This window comes from Shinella agrisoli (assembly GCF_046557955.1).
In the GTDB taxonomy this organism is placed as follows: Bacteria; Pseudomonadota; Alphaproteobacteria; order Rhizobiales; family Rhizobiaceae; genus Shinella.
On record NZ_JBJIEP010000015.1, the window covers coordinates 54581 to 72931 of the forward strand.

The 18351-nt window shown below is 67.8% G+C and carries 14 protein-coding genes; 6 read left to right on the forward strand and 8 right to left on the reverse strand.

Annotated elements, in window-relative coordinates; genetic code table 11:
• Positions 1-223: 223 nt before the first annotated feature.
• A complete protein-coding gene (locus tag ACIIOY_RS16560; RefSeq protein ID WP_411035779.1) occupies positions 224-6166 on the reverse strand; it encodes an apolipoprotein A-IV repeat region-like domain-containing protein in 5943 nt (1980 codons plus the stop codon).
• A 528-nt stretch (positions 6167-6694) separates the two neighbouring features.
• Here ACIIOY_RS16560 and ACIIOY_RS16565 point away from each other — a divergent pair.
• Together ACIIOY_RS16565 and ACIIOY_RS16570 are read left to right on the forward strand one after the other, a co-directional pair.
• Positions 6695-7063, forward strand: a complete 369-nt coding sequence (locus ACIIOY_RS16565; protein ID WP_411035780.1) for an Hpt domain-containing protein — start codon at positions 6695-6697, stop codon at positions 7061-7063.
• Between the two features lie 202 nt (positions 7064-7265).
• Positions 7266-7586, forward strand: coding sequence for a 2Fe-2S iron-sulfur cluster-binding protein (locus ACIIOY_RS16570; RefSeq protein WP_411035781.1), 321 nt, complete (start codon positions 7266-7268; stop codon positions 7584-7586).
• A gap of 409 nt (positions 7587-7995) precedes the next feature.
• Here ACIIOY_RS16570 and ACIIOY_RS16575 read toward each other — a convergent pair whose 3' ends face one another.
• Positions 7996-8616: a DUF922 domain-containing Zn-dependent protease gene (locus tag ACIIOY_RS16575; RefSeq protein ID WP_411035874.1), complete on the reverse strand. Its 621-nt coding sequence runs from the start codon at positions 8614-8616 to the stop codon at positions 7996-7998.
• Positions 8617-8751: 135 nt separating this feature from the next.
• Between ACIIOY_RS16575 and folP the strand changes: the two genes are divergently transcribed.
• The 3 genes from folP to folK are packed head-to-tail and all read left to right on the forward strand — an operon-like array spanning position 8752 to position 10521.
• A complete protein-coding gene (gene folP / locus ACIIOY_RS16580; protein ID WP_411035782.1) occupies positions 8752-9651 on the forward strand; it encodes a dihydropteroate synthase in 900 nt (299 codons plus the stop codon).
• The gene (gene folB / locus ACIIOY_RS16585; RefSeq protein WP_411035783.1) at positions 9648-10016 is read left to right on the forward strand and encodes a dihydroneopterin aldolase; all 369 of its coding nucleotides are present in this window, start codon (positions 9648-9650) and stop codon (positions 10014-10016) included. Before folP ends, folB begins: the two co-directional genes overlap by 4 nt.
• A complete protein-coding gene (gene folK, locus ACIIOY_RS16590; RefSeq protein ID WP_411035784.1) occupies positions 10006-10521 on the forward strand; it encodes a 2-amino-4-hydroxy-6-hydroxymethyldihydropteridine diphosphokinase in 516 nt (171 codons plus the stop codon). The genes folB and folK overlap by 11 nt, the downstream gene beginning before the upstream one ends.
• A 3-nt stretch (positions 10522-10524) precedes the next feature.
• Here the strand turns inward: folK and ACIIOY_RS16595 are convergent, their stop codons facing one another.
• From ACIIOY_RS16595 to ACIIOY_RS16615, 5 genes are all read right to left on the reverse strand, one after another.
• On the reverse strand, positions 10525-11073 hold the full coding sequence (locus ACIIOY_RS16595; RefSeq protein ID WP_411035785.1) for a hypothetical protein: 549 nt from the start codon (positions 11071-11073) through the stop codon (positions 10525-10527).
• A gap of 147 nt (positions 11074-11220) precedes the next feature.
• Entirely contained in the window at positions 11221-12285 is a 1065-nt protein-coding gene (locus ACIIOY_RS16600) for a YcjF family protein (protein WP_411035786.1), read from the reverse strand.
• A complete protein-coding gene (locus ACIIOY_RS16605) occupies positions 12282-13757 on the reverse strand; it encodes a YcjX family GTP-binding protein (protein WP_411035787.1) in 1476 nt (491 codons plus the stop codon). The genes ACIIOY_RS16600 and ACIIOY_RS16605 overlap by 4 nt, the downstream gene beginning before the upstream one ends.
• A 70-nt stretch (positions 13758-13827) precedes the next feature.
• Complete coding sequence (locus tag ACIIOY_RS16610; protein ID WP_411035788.1) at positions 13828-14352, reverse strand: SixA phosphatase family protein; 525 nt, start codon at positions 14350-14352, stop codon at positions 13828-13830.
• A gap of 73 nt (positions 14353-14425) precedes the next feature.
• A complete protein-coding gene (locus ACIIOY_RS16615; RefSeq protein WP_411035789.1) occupies positions 14426-16396 on the reverse strand; it encodes a putative bifunctional diguanylate cyclase/phosphodiesterase in 1971 nt (656 codons plus the stop codon).
• A 374-nt stretch (positions 16397-16770) separates the two neighbouring features.
• On the opposite strand from ACIIOY_RS16615, the gene dksA reads away from it, so the two are divergent.
• Positions 16771-17190: an RNA polymerase-binding protein DksA gene (gene dksA / locus ACIIOY_RS16620; RefSeq protein WP_411035790.1), complete on the forward strand. Its 420-nt coding sequence runs from the start codon at positions 16771-16773 to the stop codon at positions 17188-17190.
• 163 nt (positions 17191-17353) lie between these two features.
• Here the strand turns inward: dksA and ACIIOY_RS16625 are convergent, their stop codons facing one another.
• Entirely contained in the window at positions 17354-18346 is a 993-nt protein-coding gene (locus ACIIOY_RS16625; RefSeq protein ID WP_411035791.1) for a flagellar biosynthetic protein FliO, read from the reverse strand.
• Between the last annotated feature and the right edge of the window lie 5 nt (positions 18347-18351).

Genomic DNA, 18351 nt, shown 5'->3' on the forward strand with positions numbered 1-18351 from the left:
AAGGCATATAGAGGATGACGGCGCGGATTTTAAGGTTCGGCGGCACAAAAGAAGACGGAGCCCCAGCCGCGGCCGCCCCAGGTTGCCGGCAAAGTTCGCCAAGCCTCTCCGTCGTCATGGTTGGATCAAGCGCGAGGACGGCAGCGTGCCTGGGGGAATGTTCGTCGCCAAATTGGACGGCCGCCCGAGGGGCGGCCGTCCTTTGGTTCCTGCCGGGTTCCCGTCAGCTGAAGCGGCCGGCGGCGTGGGCCAGCATGGTGTAGACCTTGCCGGTATCGGAGGTGAGGTAGGTCTGCGTCATCACCTTGTCGCGGTCGTTGCGGGCGACGTCGGCGAGCAGCTTCTCGAAGTCCGAGATGTAGCGGTCGACCGCGGTGCGGAATTCCGGCTCGCGCTCGTACTTGCGCTTGATCTCGTCGAAGGTCTGCTGGCCCTTCAGCGTGTAGAGGCGGCGGGTGAAGACGTCGCGCTCGCCGCGCTGGTAGCGCCGCCACAGGTCGACCGAGGCATCGTGGTCGATGGCGCGGGCGATATCCACCGAAAGCGAGTTCAGCGATTCGACCACATGGCGCGGATTGCGGTTGTCGGCCGGACGGGCCGCCTGGCCGTCGGCACGCGGCTGGCCGAACTGCGCCTCTTCGCGCGAGACGGCCCCGCGCAGCAGGTCGCGCATCCAGCCGCCTTCGCCGGCCGTCTTGTTCTCGGCCTCGGCGGAGGGCAGGGGCTGCGTGCGCTGCGGGACCGTGGCGGTCGCCGCACGTTCCAGGCCGAGGCTACCGCGCAGCGGCGTCGCTTCCTCGCGGCGGGGTTCCGCGCGGGTCTGCTGCACCGGCTGGGCGGCCGTGGCCTGCACCGCCGGGCGGGAGACTTCCAGCGCCGAGGAGGACTTGCCGATGATGTCGGAGAGGTCCTGAAGCGCCTTGATCTGCTCGCTGACGGCGCGGCGCATCTGGGCGGCGTTTTCCTTCGCTTCCTCCGGAAGGTCGAAGGCGCTGCGCTTCAGTTCGCCGCGGGTCTGGTCGAGCTCCTTGCGGATATCGGCGGCGGCACGGCGGATTTCCTCGGTCGCGCCGGAGAACTTGCCGACGGCTTCCTCGACGGCCTGGCGCAGCGTTTCGCGCATGACGGTCGTCGCCGCCTCGGACTTCTTGCCGGATTCGCTGAGCAGGCGATCGACGTCGGAAAGCGAGGCGCTGACGCTGCCGCGCAGGCGGTTCGCCACTTCCTTCGTCCGTTCCTCGGCGCGCGTGAAGGCGCCCTCGACGGACTGGCCCGCTTCCTCGCCGGCCTTGACCAGCGAATCGCGCAGCGTATTGGCGGCCGCCTCGGCGCGCTTCTCGGTCTCGCCGAGGATGCGGCCGACTTCGGCGAACGAGTTCTGGATGCCGCCGCGCAGGTTCCCGGCGATCAGGCTCGAACGCTCCTCGGCGCGGCTGAAGACGCCTTCGACCATGCCTTCGAGCGACTGCATCGTCTTTTCGATCTCCTCCGACCGCTGGACGAGGCCGATGGAGAGCGAACGCAGCGCATCCTGCCGCTCTTCCAGCGTCGAGACGAGGTTCGACTGGGCGGCGGCGAGCAGGTCGGAGGCCTGCGACAGGATCTTCGAGTGGTCCTCGAAGCGGCCGACGATGCCGCCGATCTGCGACAGCGTGCCGGCCGAGATGTCGGACAGGCGGTCGACCTTGCCTTCCAGGAGGCGCGACGTCGTCGCGACCATGTCGGAGGCGCGTTCGGCGGAGGTGGAGAAGCGCTCCGCCGTGCTCGTGAGGCGGCCGTCGATCGCGCCGAGCGTCTGGCTTGCCGCGTCCACGACGCTGGCGATCGCGCCGTTGCTTTCCGACAGGCGGGCGATCAGGCTTTCGACATTCGCCTGCAGGCCGCTTTCGATCTCGCGCATCGTGCCGGCCGCTTCCTCCGTGCGGGCGGAAATGGCCGCGAGCGTATCGGCCGTGCGGGCGGAGATGGCATTGATGAGCGCGGCGTTCTCGTTGCGCAGCCGTTCGGCGCTCTCGCGGGCGACGCCGCTGATCCGCTCGGCGGCTTCGCGGCCGACGGCGGCATAGTCGTCGATGACCGGGCGGGCTTCCTCGTTGATCAGGCGCGACAGCTCTTCCGTGCGGCTTGCCAGCATGGAATTGAGCTCGCGCGTGCGCTCGTCGAGCGTCGAGCGGATGGAGGCGCCGCGCGCTTCCAGGGCCTTCTCGACGTCGCCGAGGCTGGAGCGCAGCGACTGTGCCTGGTTCGCGAGGCGGTCTTCCGTCTCGGCGAAGCGGGCGACGGCGGAGGAGGTGGTCTCCTCGACGGCGCGGGTGAACGCTTCGTTGCGGGCCGAAAGGGTTTCCGCGAATTCCTCGCCGGTGCGGGCGATGGCCTCGGTGGCGCGCTGGGCTTCCGCGCCCATCTCCTGCGCCGCACGGGAGACCGCGCCGCGCAGCGAATGGCCGAGGTTGGCGAACTGCTCGCCCGTCTTGGCGAGCGACTGGACCGACCGGATCGCCTCGGCGTCCATGTCCTGGGTCGCCTGCGTGACGGCGTCGCGCAGCGTCTGGGCGAGGCCCGCGGCCTTGCCGTCGATGGTGCGGTTGACGCTGTCGAGGCCGATGGTCAGCGCGCGGTCCATGGTGCCGAGGCGTTCCTCGATGCGGCCGGTCTTCTCGTCGATGGTCGCGGCGATGCGGTCGGCCGCCTCGCCGGAGACGCGTTCGATATGGCCGGCCCGGCTGACGAGCGTTTCCTCGATGCGCTCGGCCGCCTCACCCGTGATGCGGGCGATCTGGCCGGCGCGCTCGGCAAGGGTACCGTCGATGCGCTGGGCGGCCTCGCTCGTGACGCGCTCGATCTGGCCGGCACGCTCGGCAAGCGTGCCGTCGATACGCTGGGCGGCCTCGCCGGTCACCCGCTCGATGTCGCTGAGGCTGCCGGAGAGCGCGCCCTCGATCCGGTCCGCCGCACTCGCGCTGACGCGCTCTATATCGCTGAGGCGGCCGGAAAGGGCGCCTTCGATCCGGTCCGCGGCGTCCGAGCTGACGCGCTCGATGTCGCCGACCCGGCCGGCAAGCGCGGCGGCGATGCGGGCCGTCGTCTCGTCGCCGATGCGGTCGACTTCGGCGATGGGGCGGGAGAGGGCGTCGGAGACGCGAAGCGAGACGTCGGTGCCGACGCGGTCGAGATCGGCGAGGCGTTCCGACAGCGTGTCGGAGATGCGGGCCGCTGCCGTGTCGACGATGCCCGAGACGTTCTCGACGCTGTGCTCGATGCGGGATTCCAGCTTGCCGAGGTTTTCCTCGAGCCGGCTGCCGGTCGCGTCGAAGCGGTTCGCGACGCCGTCGACCGTCTGCTCCATGCGCGCGCCGAAGGCATCGGCGGCTTCCGCGATCTTGGAGGTCGTTTCGCCGAGGCGCTCGGCAACGGCACCGGCGCTTTCGCGCACGCGCTGGTCGAGCAGGGCGGCGCTGCCGTCGATCGTCCGGCGCAGCGCCTCCTCGTGCTGCTCCAGCGTCATTTCCAGCATGCCGGCGCTGGTCGCGATCGAGGTGCCGATGGAGGTCGCCTGATCGTTGAGCGTTTCGGTAAGCTGGTTGCGGCCGTCCTCGATCGCGAGGTTGATCGCGTTGATGCGGTCGTCGAGCGTGGCGCGGATCTGCTCGTGGGTGGAGACGAGCGAGCCGGCAAGCTGCGAGGCGCGGCCCGAAAGGGCTTCGGCGATCTCCGCGGCGCGGCCGGAGAAGGCGTCGGCGAATTCGGCCGCCTGGCCGTGCAGGACGCCGCCGAGCTGCTGGCTGCCTTCCGTGAGCACGGTCTCCACGCGGTTCGCGGCCGCATCGATGGCCGACTGCATCGAGCCGGCGCTGTTGGACAGCACCGAGGCGAGGTTGGCCGTGCGTCCGGTGATGACCTCGTCGATCTGGCGGGCGGCGCCCGTCAGCGCGGTCTCGACGCGGCTTGCGGCCGAGCCGACCGACTGCTCGAGCTGGCTGCCGGTCTCGTTCAGCATGGCGGAAAGCGCCGCTGTGCGCTCGGTGAGCGCGCTGTCGAGGCGGTTGTGGCTTGCCGCGATGGTCGAGGTGATCTCGTCGGCGCGCGCGCCGAGGGCTTCTTCCATGCGCTCCTGGGCGGCCTGGATGCCGGTGGCGATTGCCATGCCGCGGCTGTCGAGCGCTTGCGTCAGGCGGCGTTCGCTGCCGGAAATGCTCTCCACCAGCGCGCTTGCGCGGGCGCCAAGGGCTTCCTCCATGCGCTCCTGGGCGGCCTGGATGTCGGTCGCGATCGACGTGCCGCGGCTGTCGAGCGCTTCGGTCAGGCGGCGCTCGCTGCCGGAGATGCTTTCCGCCAGCGCATCGGCGCGGGCGCCGAAACCGGTTTCGATGCGGTTCTGCACGTCGGCGAGGCCGCCGAGCAGGAGGGTGGACTTTTCCGAAAGAACCGCTCCCATGCGCTCATGCGCGCCGCTGACGGCATTGGCGATGGCCTCCGCATGGCCGGAAACGGCGCTTTCGAAGACTTCCTGGCTGGTGCCGAGCGTCGTCGCCAGGGCGAAGGACTGGTCGGTCAGCGTGTTGCCGAGGCGGTCGATGCTGGTGGTCAGGATGCCGTCGATCGCCTCGCGGCCGCTGGCGACCGTCTCGTTGATGCGGGCAAGGCTTTCCATCAGCTTGGAATCGAGCGAGCCGGCCCGCTGGTCGAAGGCCTGGGCGAATTCCTCCACGCGCTGGTCGAAGGCGCTGGCGATCTGGCCGACGGTCGCCTGCATGCGCTCGTCGAAGAAGCCCGTGCGCAGGTCGAGGTCCATGACGGTGTCGTCGGCGGCGTTCTTGAGGCTCTGGCGGAACTGCGCGCCCTTCTCGTCGAGCGAGGCGTTCATCGACTGAAGCACGTGGTCGAGGCCGCTGGTCACGGCCTGCTGGCCGATCGTCAGGCTTTCGCTGATCTCGCGGGTGCGGGCGATCAGCGTCTCGTTGAGCTGCTTGGCGCGCTCGTTGAGCGCCGCGTTCAGCTTTTCCGTGTTGGCGTCGAGCGAGCTCGCGCGGGTCTCGAACTGGTGCAGCAGGTCGCGGCCCCGGGAATCGAGGCTCTTCGTGAGCTGGTCGAGGCGGCTGTCGAACTCGTTGGCGAGCGCGAGGCCGGACGAGCTGAGCGTCGAAAGCAGGCTGTCCGTCCGGGCCGAAAGCATGGCGCCGATCGTCTGCGTCGCGCTGTCCGACTTCTCCATCAGCATCGCCGCGCGGGTATCGAGCATCGAGGCGAAGGCCTCGCCCGAGGTGGCGATGCGCGCGGTGATGCTTTCGCCCGCGCTTGCCAGCTCGTCCTTGAGCTGCTCGTGCGCGCCGGAAATCGAGGAGCGGATGCGTTCGGCGTGGCTGATGATCGCCTCGCGCTCGGCGCCGAGCTCCTGCACGAGCGTGCGCACGCGCATCTCATTGTCGGAATAGCTGCGTTCGAGCGCGTTGACTTCCGAATGCACGAGGGTTTCGAGCTCGGTCGCGCGGGCGATCGTGCGCTCGATGCCCTCGTTCATCGCCGAAACCTCGCGCCGCACGGCCTGGCCGACGGACATGATGCGGTCGGTCGCGACGGTTTCCGGCTCGGAAAGGCGCAGGGCGACCTCGGCCATGGAGCGGGCGGCGCTGCGAAGCTCGTGGGCACGCGCGATCATGATGGCGAAGGCGAAGAAGAGCATGATCGGCATGACGATCGCCACGATCATGCCGATGGCGCCGGGCAGGGCGACCAGGTCGGCGACGGAGCGGATCTGCCAGATCTGCGGGGCATAGAGCAGGTTGGCGACGCCGAGGCCGCCGATGACCCAGAAAACGGAGGCGAGGACCGCCATGCGGATCGGGCCGCGCGAGGAGCGCATGTCCAGCGATTTCAGGATCGCCGCCGGCGTCTTGCGCGAGGCGTCGTTCGCAGGCGTGAAGGTGGGGGTCTTCGGCCCCGGCTCCGGGCCCAGGCCGCGCGCGGTCTCGCCGGACGCGGGCTGGTTGGCCGCCTTGTCCTGCGCCTTGTTCGGAATGCGGCTTGCAGGGTCGGATACGCGGGCTTCCGACGCGTCCCTCTTCGCGGGCGTCTCCGGCTCCAGATCGTCGAAGTCGATCTTCAATGCTTCTTCGAGGGCCTGGAATGCCTTTTCGTCGATCGACTCGGTGGACTTGTTCGTCGCCATGCGGTTACGCCTCGTTACCATGTCCGGGATCGGGCTTCATGCGCGCTGCCGCTGCTCAGGCGCATTCGAACCGTCCGGTTGGCGGCCGGTCTTGCTGCATACCCTCATGGCAAGCAGCGTCCGGGCCGCCGTTCATTCCAATTCGCTCGATAAACCGAAACGGCGAAGCGGTGTATCTCCGCGCACGGCTTATCCACCGGGACTATCCGGCCGTATCGTAGTGACACATTAGCCTGTATCACACAATTGATTGCCATCTCCCTTCGCCTGAAACTTAACAGGAAGTTAATATCGCGGGATTCTGTATCGCGATGGAAAGCTTGAGAAAAAGGCAATTTTTCAGTCGTTAACCATAGTTTGCGATTCATGCCCATTTTGCGCCTCCTTTTAATCGGATAGGCGCTGTGGCCACGCAGGATGGCATCGCCGCGTCCGTGGCGAACGAGGGCGCAAAGCGCACCCGCCGCGCCGGCTTCTGCGTGCATCATAACGAAACAGCGTGCGTAGCGTATATAAGGATATTGGCAAATGGCAGCGCTTAACATCGCATTCGAGGCGCCCGATAATGCAGGCGGCATGTGTCCCTCAAACGGACGGCCGATCGATCTGGTACACCTTGCCCGCCAGACCATGGGCGACAAGACCCTCGAACTGGAGGTGCTGCAGATGTTCGCGCGGCAGGCCCGCGCGAGCATGAAGGAACTGGCGGCCAGCGAAGGCGCCGCCCGTGCCGCCGTTGCGCACCGGCTGAAGGGCTCCGCCCAGTCCGTCGGCGCCGGCGCCGTCAGCAAGGCGGCGGCGGCGCTGGAGGAAAACCCGGCCAATGCGATCGCCCTTGCGGCGGTGACGGCGGCCGTGGTCGAGGCGGAGAACTTCATCCTGAAGCTCTGCCGCTGACCGCCGTTTCCGCCGGGCTCAAGCCGGCGCTATGGGAAAAGCCGGCGACGCGCCCGGAGGCGCCTTAGACGACCGGGCGCGCGATGTTGACTGGGGAGGGGTTTTGTTGGAAACAACCGCCGGAAAACCGGCGGTCCAGGAACATTGCCCGCCGGCCCGCCATTCGCCTTTTCAGGGCAGCCTACAGGATCCGGTACCCATCATGAGCAAACTCACCATCGTCGCCTTCGACGGCACGCGCCACGAACTGGAGGTCGCCAACGGCTCCACGGTCATGGAGAACGCCGTGCGCAACTCCGTGCCCGGCATCGAGGCGGAGTGCGGCGGCGCCTGCGCTTGCGCGACCTGCCATGTCTATGTCGACGACGCCTGGAGCGCCGTCGTCGGCCCGCCGGAAGCGATGGAAGAGGACATGCTGGACTTCGCCTACGATGTGCGCCCCACCTCGCGGCTTTCCTGTCAGATCAAGATGTCGGACGCGCTCGACGGGCTCGTGGTCCACGTGCCGGAACGCCAGGCCTGACATCATCCATTCATCGGAACGCTTCGTCCGAACGGGCTTTCTCTTCTTCGAGGCGAAGAAGAGATCGGGAGGATTTTCGCCCCGCGAAGTATAGATGGACAAAAAAAGAGCCTCGCCGGTCTGTCAGGACGAGCGAGGCCAGGAGGGCGCATCGCAGGCAGGAGAGGGAGGAGACACCTGCTGCTTCGATAGAGACGCGCCAGGAGAACCTGTTACAAACCGCTTCATGCGACATCGGGAAGGAAAAACCGTCTTCCCGTTCACTGTTGAGACGAAACTACGGTGATTTGCGAAATTGCGCCATCGCTAGAATTCACCAGTTATTTTACGCATGCCGCGTCGTCCGGCGCTTGACCCGGTCCGAATCCATTAGGGCTTTCTCAGGAAATACATGGGCGGCCGTCCGGCCTTACTGATTCCCGTTCTTCAGCCGGTGCACCAGCAGGCGCGTCATGCGGTCGTTGAAGTTCTTGGATTCGATCCTGTCGAAGCGCGCCTGGTCGGCGTCGTGCTTCGTGACGGCATCCGCCGTCACCCGGTCGACACGCGCCTGCATGCGCTCGCAGTCCGCCTCAGGGCGCAGCCGCTTCAGCGTGCGTTCCAGCGCGCGGGCGTGGTTGCGCGCGATTTCCGCATGCCGTTCCTCGTGGCGCTTGATGTCGCTGGCGAGCGTATCCCAGATGAGGGCGAGCGAAGGCGTCGCGCGCTTGCGGTTCTTCCAGCGCGGCAGGATGATCTGGGTGGAGAGCGTGACCTTCGCCTCGCCGACCGCGCAGCGCTTGCCGTGGCGCACATAGGTGACGGAGCCGCCCCACTTGATCTTCGTTGCGCCCGGATGGCGCGAGCCGCTATGCTTCATCATGGGGCCGCGCTTCGACAGTTCCTCGTCGAGTTCTGCCGCGGTGCGCCCGCCCACGGAAAAATAGGCGAAGCTTTTCGACGTGATCGTCTCGGCGTGCGCCGGCGGAAGGGCAAGGGTTGCAAGGGCGGCAAGGGCCATCAGGCGTGCGATGGTCTTCATTCGGATCAGCATTCCTTTCGCCACCGGCTTGCCGATGGTGTGCCGGCCGGTGCAGCCGGTTGAACTTCCCTTAAGCTTGGGGCATAGGCTCGGCGAGCGCAACACCCTATCCGGGGCACTGGTTAACCGCGGGAGGAAACCGCCATGTTCTCGCCGTTCGATCCCTTCCGCTGGGCGCTCGCCCATGGCCGGCATCTGGAGCTCGGCCCGCGCGGCATCCTGATGGCGATCGTCAACGTCACGCCCGATTCCTTCTCCGACGGCGGCAGGTTCGACAGCGCCGACGCGGCGGTCGCGCAGGCGATCCTCTGCCTGGAGCAGGGCGCCGAAATCGTCGACATCGGCGGGGAATCGACACGGCCGGGCGCCGCCCCCGTGACGGCCGCCGAGGAGCAGGACCGCATCCTGCCCGTCATCGAGGCGCTCGCCGGGACCACGGACGCCATCATCTCCGTCGATACCTACCGCGCCGAGACGGCGCGGCTCGCCGTTGCCGCCGGCGCCCACATCGTCAACGACGTGCGCGGCCTGCAGCGCGAGCCCGATATCGCGCATGTGGCCGCCGAGACCGGCGCGGGGCTGTGCATCATGCATACGGGCCGCGACCGCGAAAAAATGCCGGATGTGGTGGAAGACCAGTATCTCTTCCTCGGCCGTTCGCTGGAGATCGCCCGTAAGGCGGGCGTGGCGCGCGAGGCGATGGTGCTCGACCCCGGCTTCGGCTTTGCCAAGGATGCGGACGAGAACCTGGAACTGATGGCGCGTTTCGGCGAGCTCTACGGCTTCGGGCTGCCCATCCTCGCCGGCACCTCGCGCAAGCGCTTCGTCGGCGCCGTCACCGGGCGCGAGGCGGCCGACCGGGATGTCGGCACGGCTGCGACGACGGCGCTGCTGCGCGTCGCCGGCGCGGCGGTCTTCAGGGTGCACGATGTCGCAATCAACAGGGATGCCCTCACCATCGCCGATGCTATGCTGGCCGCGGGGCGCAAGGTTAAGGCGCGCGAGGCGCGGGCCCGGCAGCCAGCCAGACAGGATAGACCATGACCACCACCTACACGATCACGCTCAAGAACTGCGCCTTCTTCGCCCGCCACGGCCTGCACGACGCGGAGGAATTCCTCGGCCAGCGATTCTTCGTCGACGCGGAGCTGGACGTGCGGCCGCTGCGCCCGCTCTCGGACGACGCGATCGAATCGACCGTCGACTACGGCGTCGCCTTCCAGGAGATCGAGAAGATCGTCACCGGCCAGCGCCGCTACCTCATCGAGGCGCTGGCGCAGGAGATCGCCACCGTGCTCTGTGCGCGCTTCCCGCAGATCTCCCGGGCGCGCATCACGGTCCGCAAACCGAACGCGCCGGTGCCGGGCGTGCTCGACCACGTGCAGGTGACCGTCGATCATGTCGTCTGAGCCATTCCGCCGGGCCGCGCTCGGCCTCGGCGGCAATATCGGCGATCCCGTGCGCGCCATGGCCGAGGCCCTGCGGGCGCTCGACGCGCGGGCGGACTGCCGCGTCGTCGCGGTGTCCCGGCTCTACCGCACGCCGCCCTGGGGCAAGACGGACCAGGACTGGTTCTTCAACGCCTGCGCGCTGGTGGAGACGCGGCTTGCGCCCGAAGCGCTGCTCGACGCCTGCCTCGGCATCGAGCAGAGCATGAAGCGCGAGCGCAAGGAGCGCTGGGGACCGCGCACCATCGACATCGACGTCCTGACCTATGAGGGGGTGGAGCAGTCCGGCGGCCGCCTGGAACTGCCGCATCCGCGCATGACGGCGCGCGGTTTCGTGCTGATGCCGCTCGCCGACGTCGCACCGGCACTGGAGGTTGAAGGACGCGCGGTCGAATCCTGGCTGAAGGAGGCCGATGTCGCGGGCATCGAGCCCGCGAGCGCCGGTGCGGAGTGGTGGAAGGGCTGAGACCTACTTGATCGAGCCGACGGCGATGTCGTCGAGGTTGCGGTCGAGCGACAGGCCGATGACCGGGACCATCTTGTCCTCGACCTTCACCGAGATGGTGATGTTCATCTTGTTGCTGTTTTCCAGCCGGGCGATCATCGCGCCGTTCAGCTTCTGGCGGTTGATGCCGACGACGACCTTGTTGCCGGCGACCTGGCCGGAGGTGATGTCGAGGCCCTTGCCGGCCGCGCCGTCGAGGAACCTGCCCTTGTAGGTGCCGCCCGCCTTGGTGATCAGCGCCGACATCGGCTGCTTGAAGACGCCGACGCGGCAGAAGCCGTCGAGCTTGATGCCGGCATCCTTGGCGGCGGCGGGGTCGCCCGTCAGGTCGCAATTGAACTTGGTGCCCTTGTACTTTCCGGCGACGATTTCGCCGCTGCCCTGCCAGTTGCCCGAGACCTGCTCGAAAAAGGCCTTGTCGCGCGGGCCGGCGGCAGCCGGATGGGCGAGGGCGGTGGCTGCGAGGATGGCCGCTGCGGAAGCGCGGGCGATCAAAGAGGTGCGCGAGTACATGAACGATCCTTGATGGGCGACGGCCATCTGGCCTGCTCTGACGGGATCAGATTTGCGCGAAAATGGTTAATGGACGGTTTCCCGGCGTCCTGCCTTTTATCGTTTGGCGGGTTCGTGTCCCCTGAGAACCGGGGTGTTGCAGTCCGGTCACGCCTCGTCGCGCCGGCCGGCCGCCGGACCGGGCGTCAGGTCGCTGATGAAATCGCCGATGCCGGGCCGCTTCAGCGCGCGGAAAGGCATAGGACGGCACAGGTCCATGGCGGCGATGCCGATCCGCGCCGTCATCAGGCCGTTGATGACGCCTTCCCCGAGGCGGGCGGAGAGCTTTGACGCGAGCCCGTGGCCGAGCACCTGCTGCACCAGGCTGTCGCCCATGGCGATGGAGCCGGTGACGGCGAGATGGGCGATGACGTCGCGCATCAGCCGCAGCATGCCGATCTTGCCCGGCCGGCCGCCGTAGAGTTCCGCCATGCCGCGCACAAGCCGGCTGCTCTCGTAGACGACATAGCCGAGATCGACCAGTGCGCGCGGGCTGACGGCGGTGACGATGGAGACGCGCTTGGCGGCGCCGAGGATGAGCGCGCGGGCCTCCCGGTCGAGCGGCGCCATCAGCTCGCGTTCGGCAAGGTCGATGAGATGGGCGGCGTCGATGATCTCGCCTTCGGTCTCTGCCAGCCGGGCTCTGCCGCGCGCCGTCTGCGGGCGGGCGGAGGTGAGATGCACGAGCCGGGCGACGATGGCGCGGCCGACTGACGGCGCGGGCGATGCGGCGGCCTCGGCGACATCGCGCTTCACGTCCTGCACGGCGGCCAGGCGGCGCAGGCCCACCAGTTCGCGCAGCACGAGGCCGAGGAGGGCGGTGAGGGCGACGGCGGCGGCCGCGGCCGCGAGATAGCCGAGCCAGTCGTTGCGGCTGAAGAGGTCGCGGATCAGCGCATCGACCCACAGGCCGATGGCGAGCGAGACGAGCAGGCCGAGCGCGCCGAAGGCGATGCGGCCGAGCGTGATGCGGCGCGGGCGGGGCGTCGCGACCGGCGGCGTCAGCTCCGGCAGGTCCACCGTGGTGGCGATGAAGGGGTCCTCGGCATCCGGCGTCAGCCGCACGGCCTCGTCGAAGGCGGCGGGCGCGCGGGGCCGGGCGCGCTCGGGCTGCCTTGCCGTGGCGTCGGGCGGAAGCGAAAAGGCGGCGGGCTTGCGCGGTCGGTCGGTCATGCGAGCCGGTCTCCGATCAGATATTGTAGCGCGCGGTCGAGCCGGATGTGCGGCACGGACAGCTTCAGGCCGCCGCCGGTCTCCTCGATATGGGGCGGGCGAAAGCGCACGAAGTTGAGCAGATGGGGCGGATCGCCTTCGGAATGCGATTCAAGCGCCTTGAAAAGGACATCGGGATCCGCCGGCAAGTCCCCGGGAAATACGGCGGTTTTCCTTTCGCCGTCGAAAACCTCGCCGTCGATCCTCTCGCCTGCCATCGGCACGCCGACGATCACCGGCAGGTCCTCGCCGTCGTGCTTGACGGTCGCCTCGCGCGTGGCGCGCACGGAAGCGAGCGCCATCACCTCGATGCCCGCGCCGCTCATGCCGATGCGCTCGATGGCGCGCTCGACCAGCCGGCGCGTGATGGCTTCGAGCCGCGGGTGGCTTTCGTGGTGCAGGTGGTCGGCCTTGGTGGCGGCGATGACGATGCGGTCGATGCGGCGCGTGACGAAGGAGGAGAGGAAGCTGTTGGCGCCGGCGCGGAAGCAGTCGAGCACGTCGCCGAGGGCGCGTTCGAGGTCGTGCACGGCCTCGGCGCCGCGGTTGATCGCCTGCAGCGCGTCGATGAGCACGATCTGCCGGTCGAGCCGGGCGAAGTGCTCGCGGAAGAACGGGCGCACCACATGCGTCTTGTAGGCCTCGTAGCGGCGCTCCATCATCGCGTGGAGCGAGCCCCTGGCGGGGCTGCCCTTCGGCAGGTTGGGCAGCGGGGCGAAGGTGAGCGCGGGCGAGCCTTCGAGGTCTCCCGGCATCAGGAAGCGGCCGGGCGGCAGGGTCGAGAGCGAGCGCTCGTCGGACTTGCAGGCCTTGAGATAGGCGGTGAAGGCCTCGGCGAGCGTTCGGGCGGTCGCCTCCTGCGCCTCGGCTTGCGGGTCGACCGTATGGGAGAGCGCCAGCCAGTCGCGGGCAAGCTCGGCGCGGACGCCGGACTTCGCGAGCGCCACGGTGTTTTCGCTGAAGGCGCGGAAATCCTGCGCGAGAAGCGGCAGGTCGAGCAGCCATTCGCCGGGATAGTCGACGATGTCGATCGACAGCTTTCCGGGCGAGAACAGGCGGCCCCAGCCGGAGGCGCTTTCGTAGTCGAGCGTGATGCGCAGCTGCGAGATGGCGCGCGTCGAATCCGGCCAGACGCGGTCGGCGACGAGCGCGCGGATATGGTCCTCGTACTGGAAGCGCGGCACGGCGTCGTCCGGCTGCGGCTCCAGCCTTATCTTCGAGACGCGGCCCGAGCGTCCCGCCTCGAACAGCGGCAGGCGGCCGCCGTTGAGGAGGTTGTGCACGAGGGAGGAGATGAAGACCGTCTTTCCGGCGCGCGACAGGCCCGTCACCCCGAGGCGGATCGACGGGCTGACGAGATTGGTGGCGCGGCCGGCCAGCGCGTCGAGCGCGAGCAGGGCTTCGTCGGTAAGGGTGGTCAGGCTAGGCGGCAAGGTCTCTTTCCAGCATCGAAGGCGATATAGGAAACGAAATCCGGCGGGAAAAGAGGCCGCGCCGTTTCGCTCAATGCGCCGGGCGCGGCGTCATGAAACCGGCGAGGCAGGCGCCGCCATAGTCCATTTCCGTCGGGCGCCTGTCGAAATCGAGAATGGCGAGCCCCGCCGTCGGATAGCCGAAGGGCGCGGCCGTCTCGGCGATCTCCTTGCCGACGAGGCGGAGAAAGAACTCCTCGATCATCGGATTGTGGCCGACGATCATCACGGATGTCTCCTGCCGGTCCGCGAAGGCGAGCTCGGCATAGGTGTCCACCGTTCCCGAATAGAGCGAATCGACATAGTCGATCGACAGCTCCTCGCTGATGGTGCGGTGGAACGGTTCTGCGGTCTGGCGGCAGCGCACGGCGGTGGACGAGATGATGAGATCCGGCTTGTAGCCCTGGTCCGCGGCTTCCTCGGCGATCACCTCGGCCTCGGCAAAGCCGTCGTCGTCGAGCGTGCGGTCGAAATCCGACTGGCCGGGACGGGCCCAGGCGGCGCGGGCGTGGCGAAGGATATAGAGCCGGAAGGCCGGCGTGCCGAGAGATGCCAAGTCTGTCCTCCATACGCCCGCGGCCGAGGATCCGCGCCGCTTTCCGACTTCATGTCTTTCCTCGCCGGAAAGATCAACCGGTTTTGCGAACCGGGGCGTTCACGATCGTGTCGGAGGCGGCCCGGTAGGCGAGGGTGTCCTCCAGCCTCTGGGGCCGCGCGAAGTAGTAGCCCTGCATCATGCGGCAGCCGAGGCTCCTGAGCGCGGCGACCTGCTCATGGGTCTCCATGCCCTCGACCACGCAGACGCAGCCGATGTTGCGGCAGAGGTCGACGATCGTCTTGACGATGCTGCGGCTGAGCTCGTTCGTCGCGATGTCGACGATGAAGCTGCGGTCGATCTTGATCTTGGTCAGCGGCAGCTTGTGCACGTAGCTGAGGCTCGAATGGCCCGTGCCGAAATCGTCGAGCGCAATGCCGACGCCGCGTTCGGCGAAACGGCTGAGGTTCTCCGCGGCAAGCGCGAAGTTGCGCATCACCGCCGTCTCCGTCACCTCGATATCGAGACGGGCCGGGCTGACGCCGCTTTCCGCGATGATCTCCAGCAGCGCGTCGACGGTCCTGTTGGAGATGACGTCGCGGGTCGAAAGGTTGATGGAGAGGCGGACATGCTCGGGCCAGGTCCGGGCGGCGTCGAGCGCCTTGCGCATCAGGACCTCGGTGAGGCGGCCGATGATGCCCGCGCGTTCGGCGGCGCGGATGAAGACGCCCGGCGGAACGGGGCCGAGCGTGGGGCTCTGCCACCGGGCGAGGGCCTCGTAGGCGGAAATGCCGTTGGTGTCCGCATCGACCGTCGGCTGGAAGACGAGGTGCATTTCGCTCTCGAAATCGGCCGCGCGCAGCGCCTGCTGAAGGCGGCCCTGCTCGTTGATCTCCGCCTCGTGCTCGGCGGAGAAGACGACCGTCGTGCCGCGGAAATTCTGCTTGGCGAGATAGAGGGCGAAATCGGCGCGGTCGAACAGCCGGTCGGCGGTCGTGCCGGCATCGCCAAGGATCGAGATGCCGAGGGAGCCGGAAACGCGGGCCGTCTGGCCGTTGAAGACGTAGGGTTCCTGCAACACGGCGCAGATGCCGTCCCCGAGCGCGCGGAGCCGGTCGGCGCACGGCTTTCCATGGAAGATGATGCCGAACTCGTCGCCGCCCAGGCGGGCCGGGAAAAGGCCCCGGCCGGCGAAGGCGGACAGCCGCTCGCCGACCTCGACGAGCAGCTTGTCGCCGATGCCGTGGCCGAACGTGTCGTTGACCGGCTTGAAGCCGTCGAGGTCGATGAGGCCGAGCGCGAGGCCGGCGCCGCTCGCTTCCGCCTCCGTGATCCGCTTTTCCAGTTCGGCGCGGAACTGGCGGCGGTTCGGCAGGTTCGTCAGGCTGTCGAGGTTGGCGAGGCGGTGGTTCTCGTCGCTGAGGCGCTGCGTTTCCGCCTGGCGCGCCGTCAGTTCCTTCTGCGACTGGATGAGGGCGCGGAAGTCGCGGTAGTAGGTGAGGAGGATGAACACCATGGCGACGGTGACGAGCGCCACGTTCAGCGCCAGCGCGGTGAAGACGGGGTTGCCGGAGATCGCGAAGAAGACCGTGAACGGACCGAGCACGATCGCCGTCAGGGCGAGCGCTGCGGCGCGCAGGTGCATGAGGCAGAAGATGCAGCCGATCACCGTGTTGGCGATGTAGAATGCGACGTGGGACTGCTGGTAGGCATCGCCGTAGGGGAAGAGGCTGAGCGACCAGGCGCAGAAGCCGGCGCCGAGAAGGGCGGTGAGGCGGTAGGTCGAGCGCAGGCGGCTGACCGCCTCCGCATGCGTATAGAGCCGGTTGCGGCTGAACCACCAGTGGATGAGGCGGAACAGGCTGATGGCATAGAGCGCCGAGGGGATGTGGAGCGTCAGGGAGGCGGGCGCGGCGTTGAAGTGGGTGACGGTCAGGGCGACCGTATTCGTCACCAGCATGAAGTAGAGCAGGGGCACTTGCTTGGTGAAGGCGGCAAGCTGAGCCTGCACGAGCTCCGGATTGCCGGATTCGATCGTGAGAATGGCCTGCATCTGCTTGAACATGAATGCGTGCTCCTGACCCTGCGGAAAGAAAAGCACGAGTTGCTAAAATAAGTCTGAATCCCGCGGGCGACAGTTTCGCGAAAGAAAAACGCGCCATCATCCGCCGTGGAGACGAGAGTCCTGTGCCTATATTCGGGGCAGGCGCGCCGGGGGCGGGGCGTTTTACGGCATCGTTCCGGAGGATTACGGCGGGGATATTGGGGCGCTCGCGCCGGGTGTTTTCGCCATCCCGTTGTAATCTTGATGAAATATTAGTCTGGCACGGTCTAAAATTAAGGCATGCGCGAAAACCGTGGGTAAGTCCCGTCAGGCTTGAATCGCGTTACCCGTGGGGATATACAGCGCGCCTTGAGATGTTCTTCAGGAGAATCGCGTTGAGTGAGAAGATCGATCTTAGCAATTTCGTCCTCGACGAGGACGAGGAGTTCATGAATGCAAACCAGCGGGCTTACTTTCGAGCGAAGCTGAACGCCTGGAAAAACGACATCCTGCGCGAAGCGCGCGAAACCCTCGATCATCTGGCGGAAGAAAGCGCCAACCACCCGGACCTCGCGGACCGGGCCTCCTCCGAAACCGACCGTGCCATCGAGCTTCGCGCTCGCGACCGTCAGCGCAAGCTGATCGCCAAGATCGATGCCGCCCTGCAGCGTCTCGACGAAGGCACCTACGGCTATTGCGAGGAAACCGGCGAACCGATCGGCCTCAAGCGTCTCGACGCCCGCCCGATCGCGACGCTGTCGATCGAGGCGCAGGAGCGCCACGAGCGCCGGGAAAAGGTGTATCGCGACGAGTAGGCCTTCCCGCGGGTCTGAGGAGGCCCGCTGGTTTCATGGCAAGGATCGAACACCGGACATGTCCGGTGCCGGCAGGTCTCGGGCTGCGGGGCATCGGAACGAAAAGCGAAAGCCGTTGGGAACCGGCGTTTCCAACGGCTTTTTTCTGCCCGGGAGGGGCAATTCACGCCTTGCGGTTTGCGGCGATCTCGCCGAGCAGGCGCGCCATCTCCGCTTCCGTTTCCTCGCGGCTCTTTGCCGCCGGCTGCCCCTGTCCGGTCATGGCGGCGGTCTGCGTGGGGTTTGCGGTCGGCTGGGCGCTCGTGCGCGCTGCGTCTGCCGCCGCGGCATTGCTGGCCATCTCGGCTTCGAGGATCTTCTCGAATTCGCTGACCAGCGCCGGATTGTCGGTGGCGCTCGCGGCCGGCCGGGCGATCGCCGTCGCGGTCGCCGCGGGGCGTTGCGCGATCTGGCCCGCGCCTGCCTGCGTCTTCGTCGTTGCGGCCGTCTGCGGCGACAGCACGCGCTGGCGGTTCTGCTCCAGCATCTCCTCGACCCGCCGTTCGGGCGTGCGCTGCTGAACGCCGGCCTGCGCCTGCTGCGCCGCCGTCACCGGCTGGGAGACCGTGCGGGCCGGCACGGCGCGGGACGCGGCGTCGTCGTCGCCCGCATAGAGCACCTTGCCCATGGCGGAGACACCCTCCGGCGCGGCGGCCGGGCGGCGCTCGGCCACCGCCGTCGCCGTTGCGGCGGAGCGCGCGGCGACGGGCGTTTCGGCGATCTTCGCCGGCGTTTCCTGCAGCACCGGCGCAGGCTCCGCGCGCTCGGCCTTGCGAAGGGGCTTGTCCGCTGCCTGGGCGGTTTCGGCCAGCCGGGCGTTTTCGGACGCGCCGGAGACGATGCGGGACTCGATGACGATGTCGGTCGGCCCGCCGATCATGACGAGATGCTCCACGTCGTCGCGGCGCACCAGCACGAGGCGGCGGCGCGTGTCGATCGCGGCGGCATCGAGCACGGCAAGGCGCGGGGTGCGGTTGCGCCCGCCGCGGATGAAGGGCGAGGAGGGGCGGCCCCGGATGATCCAGAGCACCAGCGCAAGGCAGAGAAGGCCCAGCAGCACCACCACGGCGGCGATGACGAATTTCGTGCCGTTCTCTGCGAGAATCTCCTGGAACATGGCGC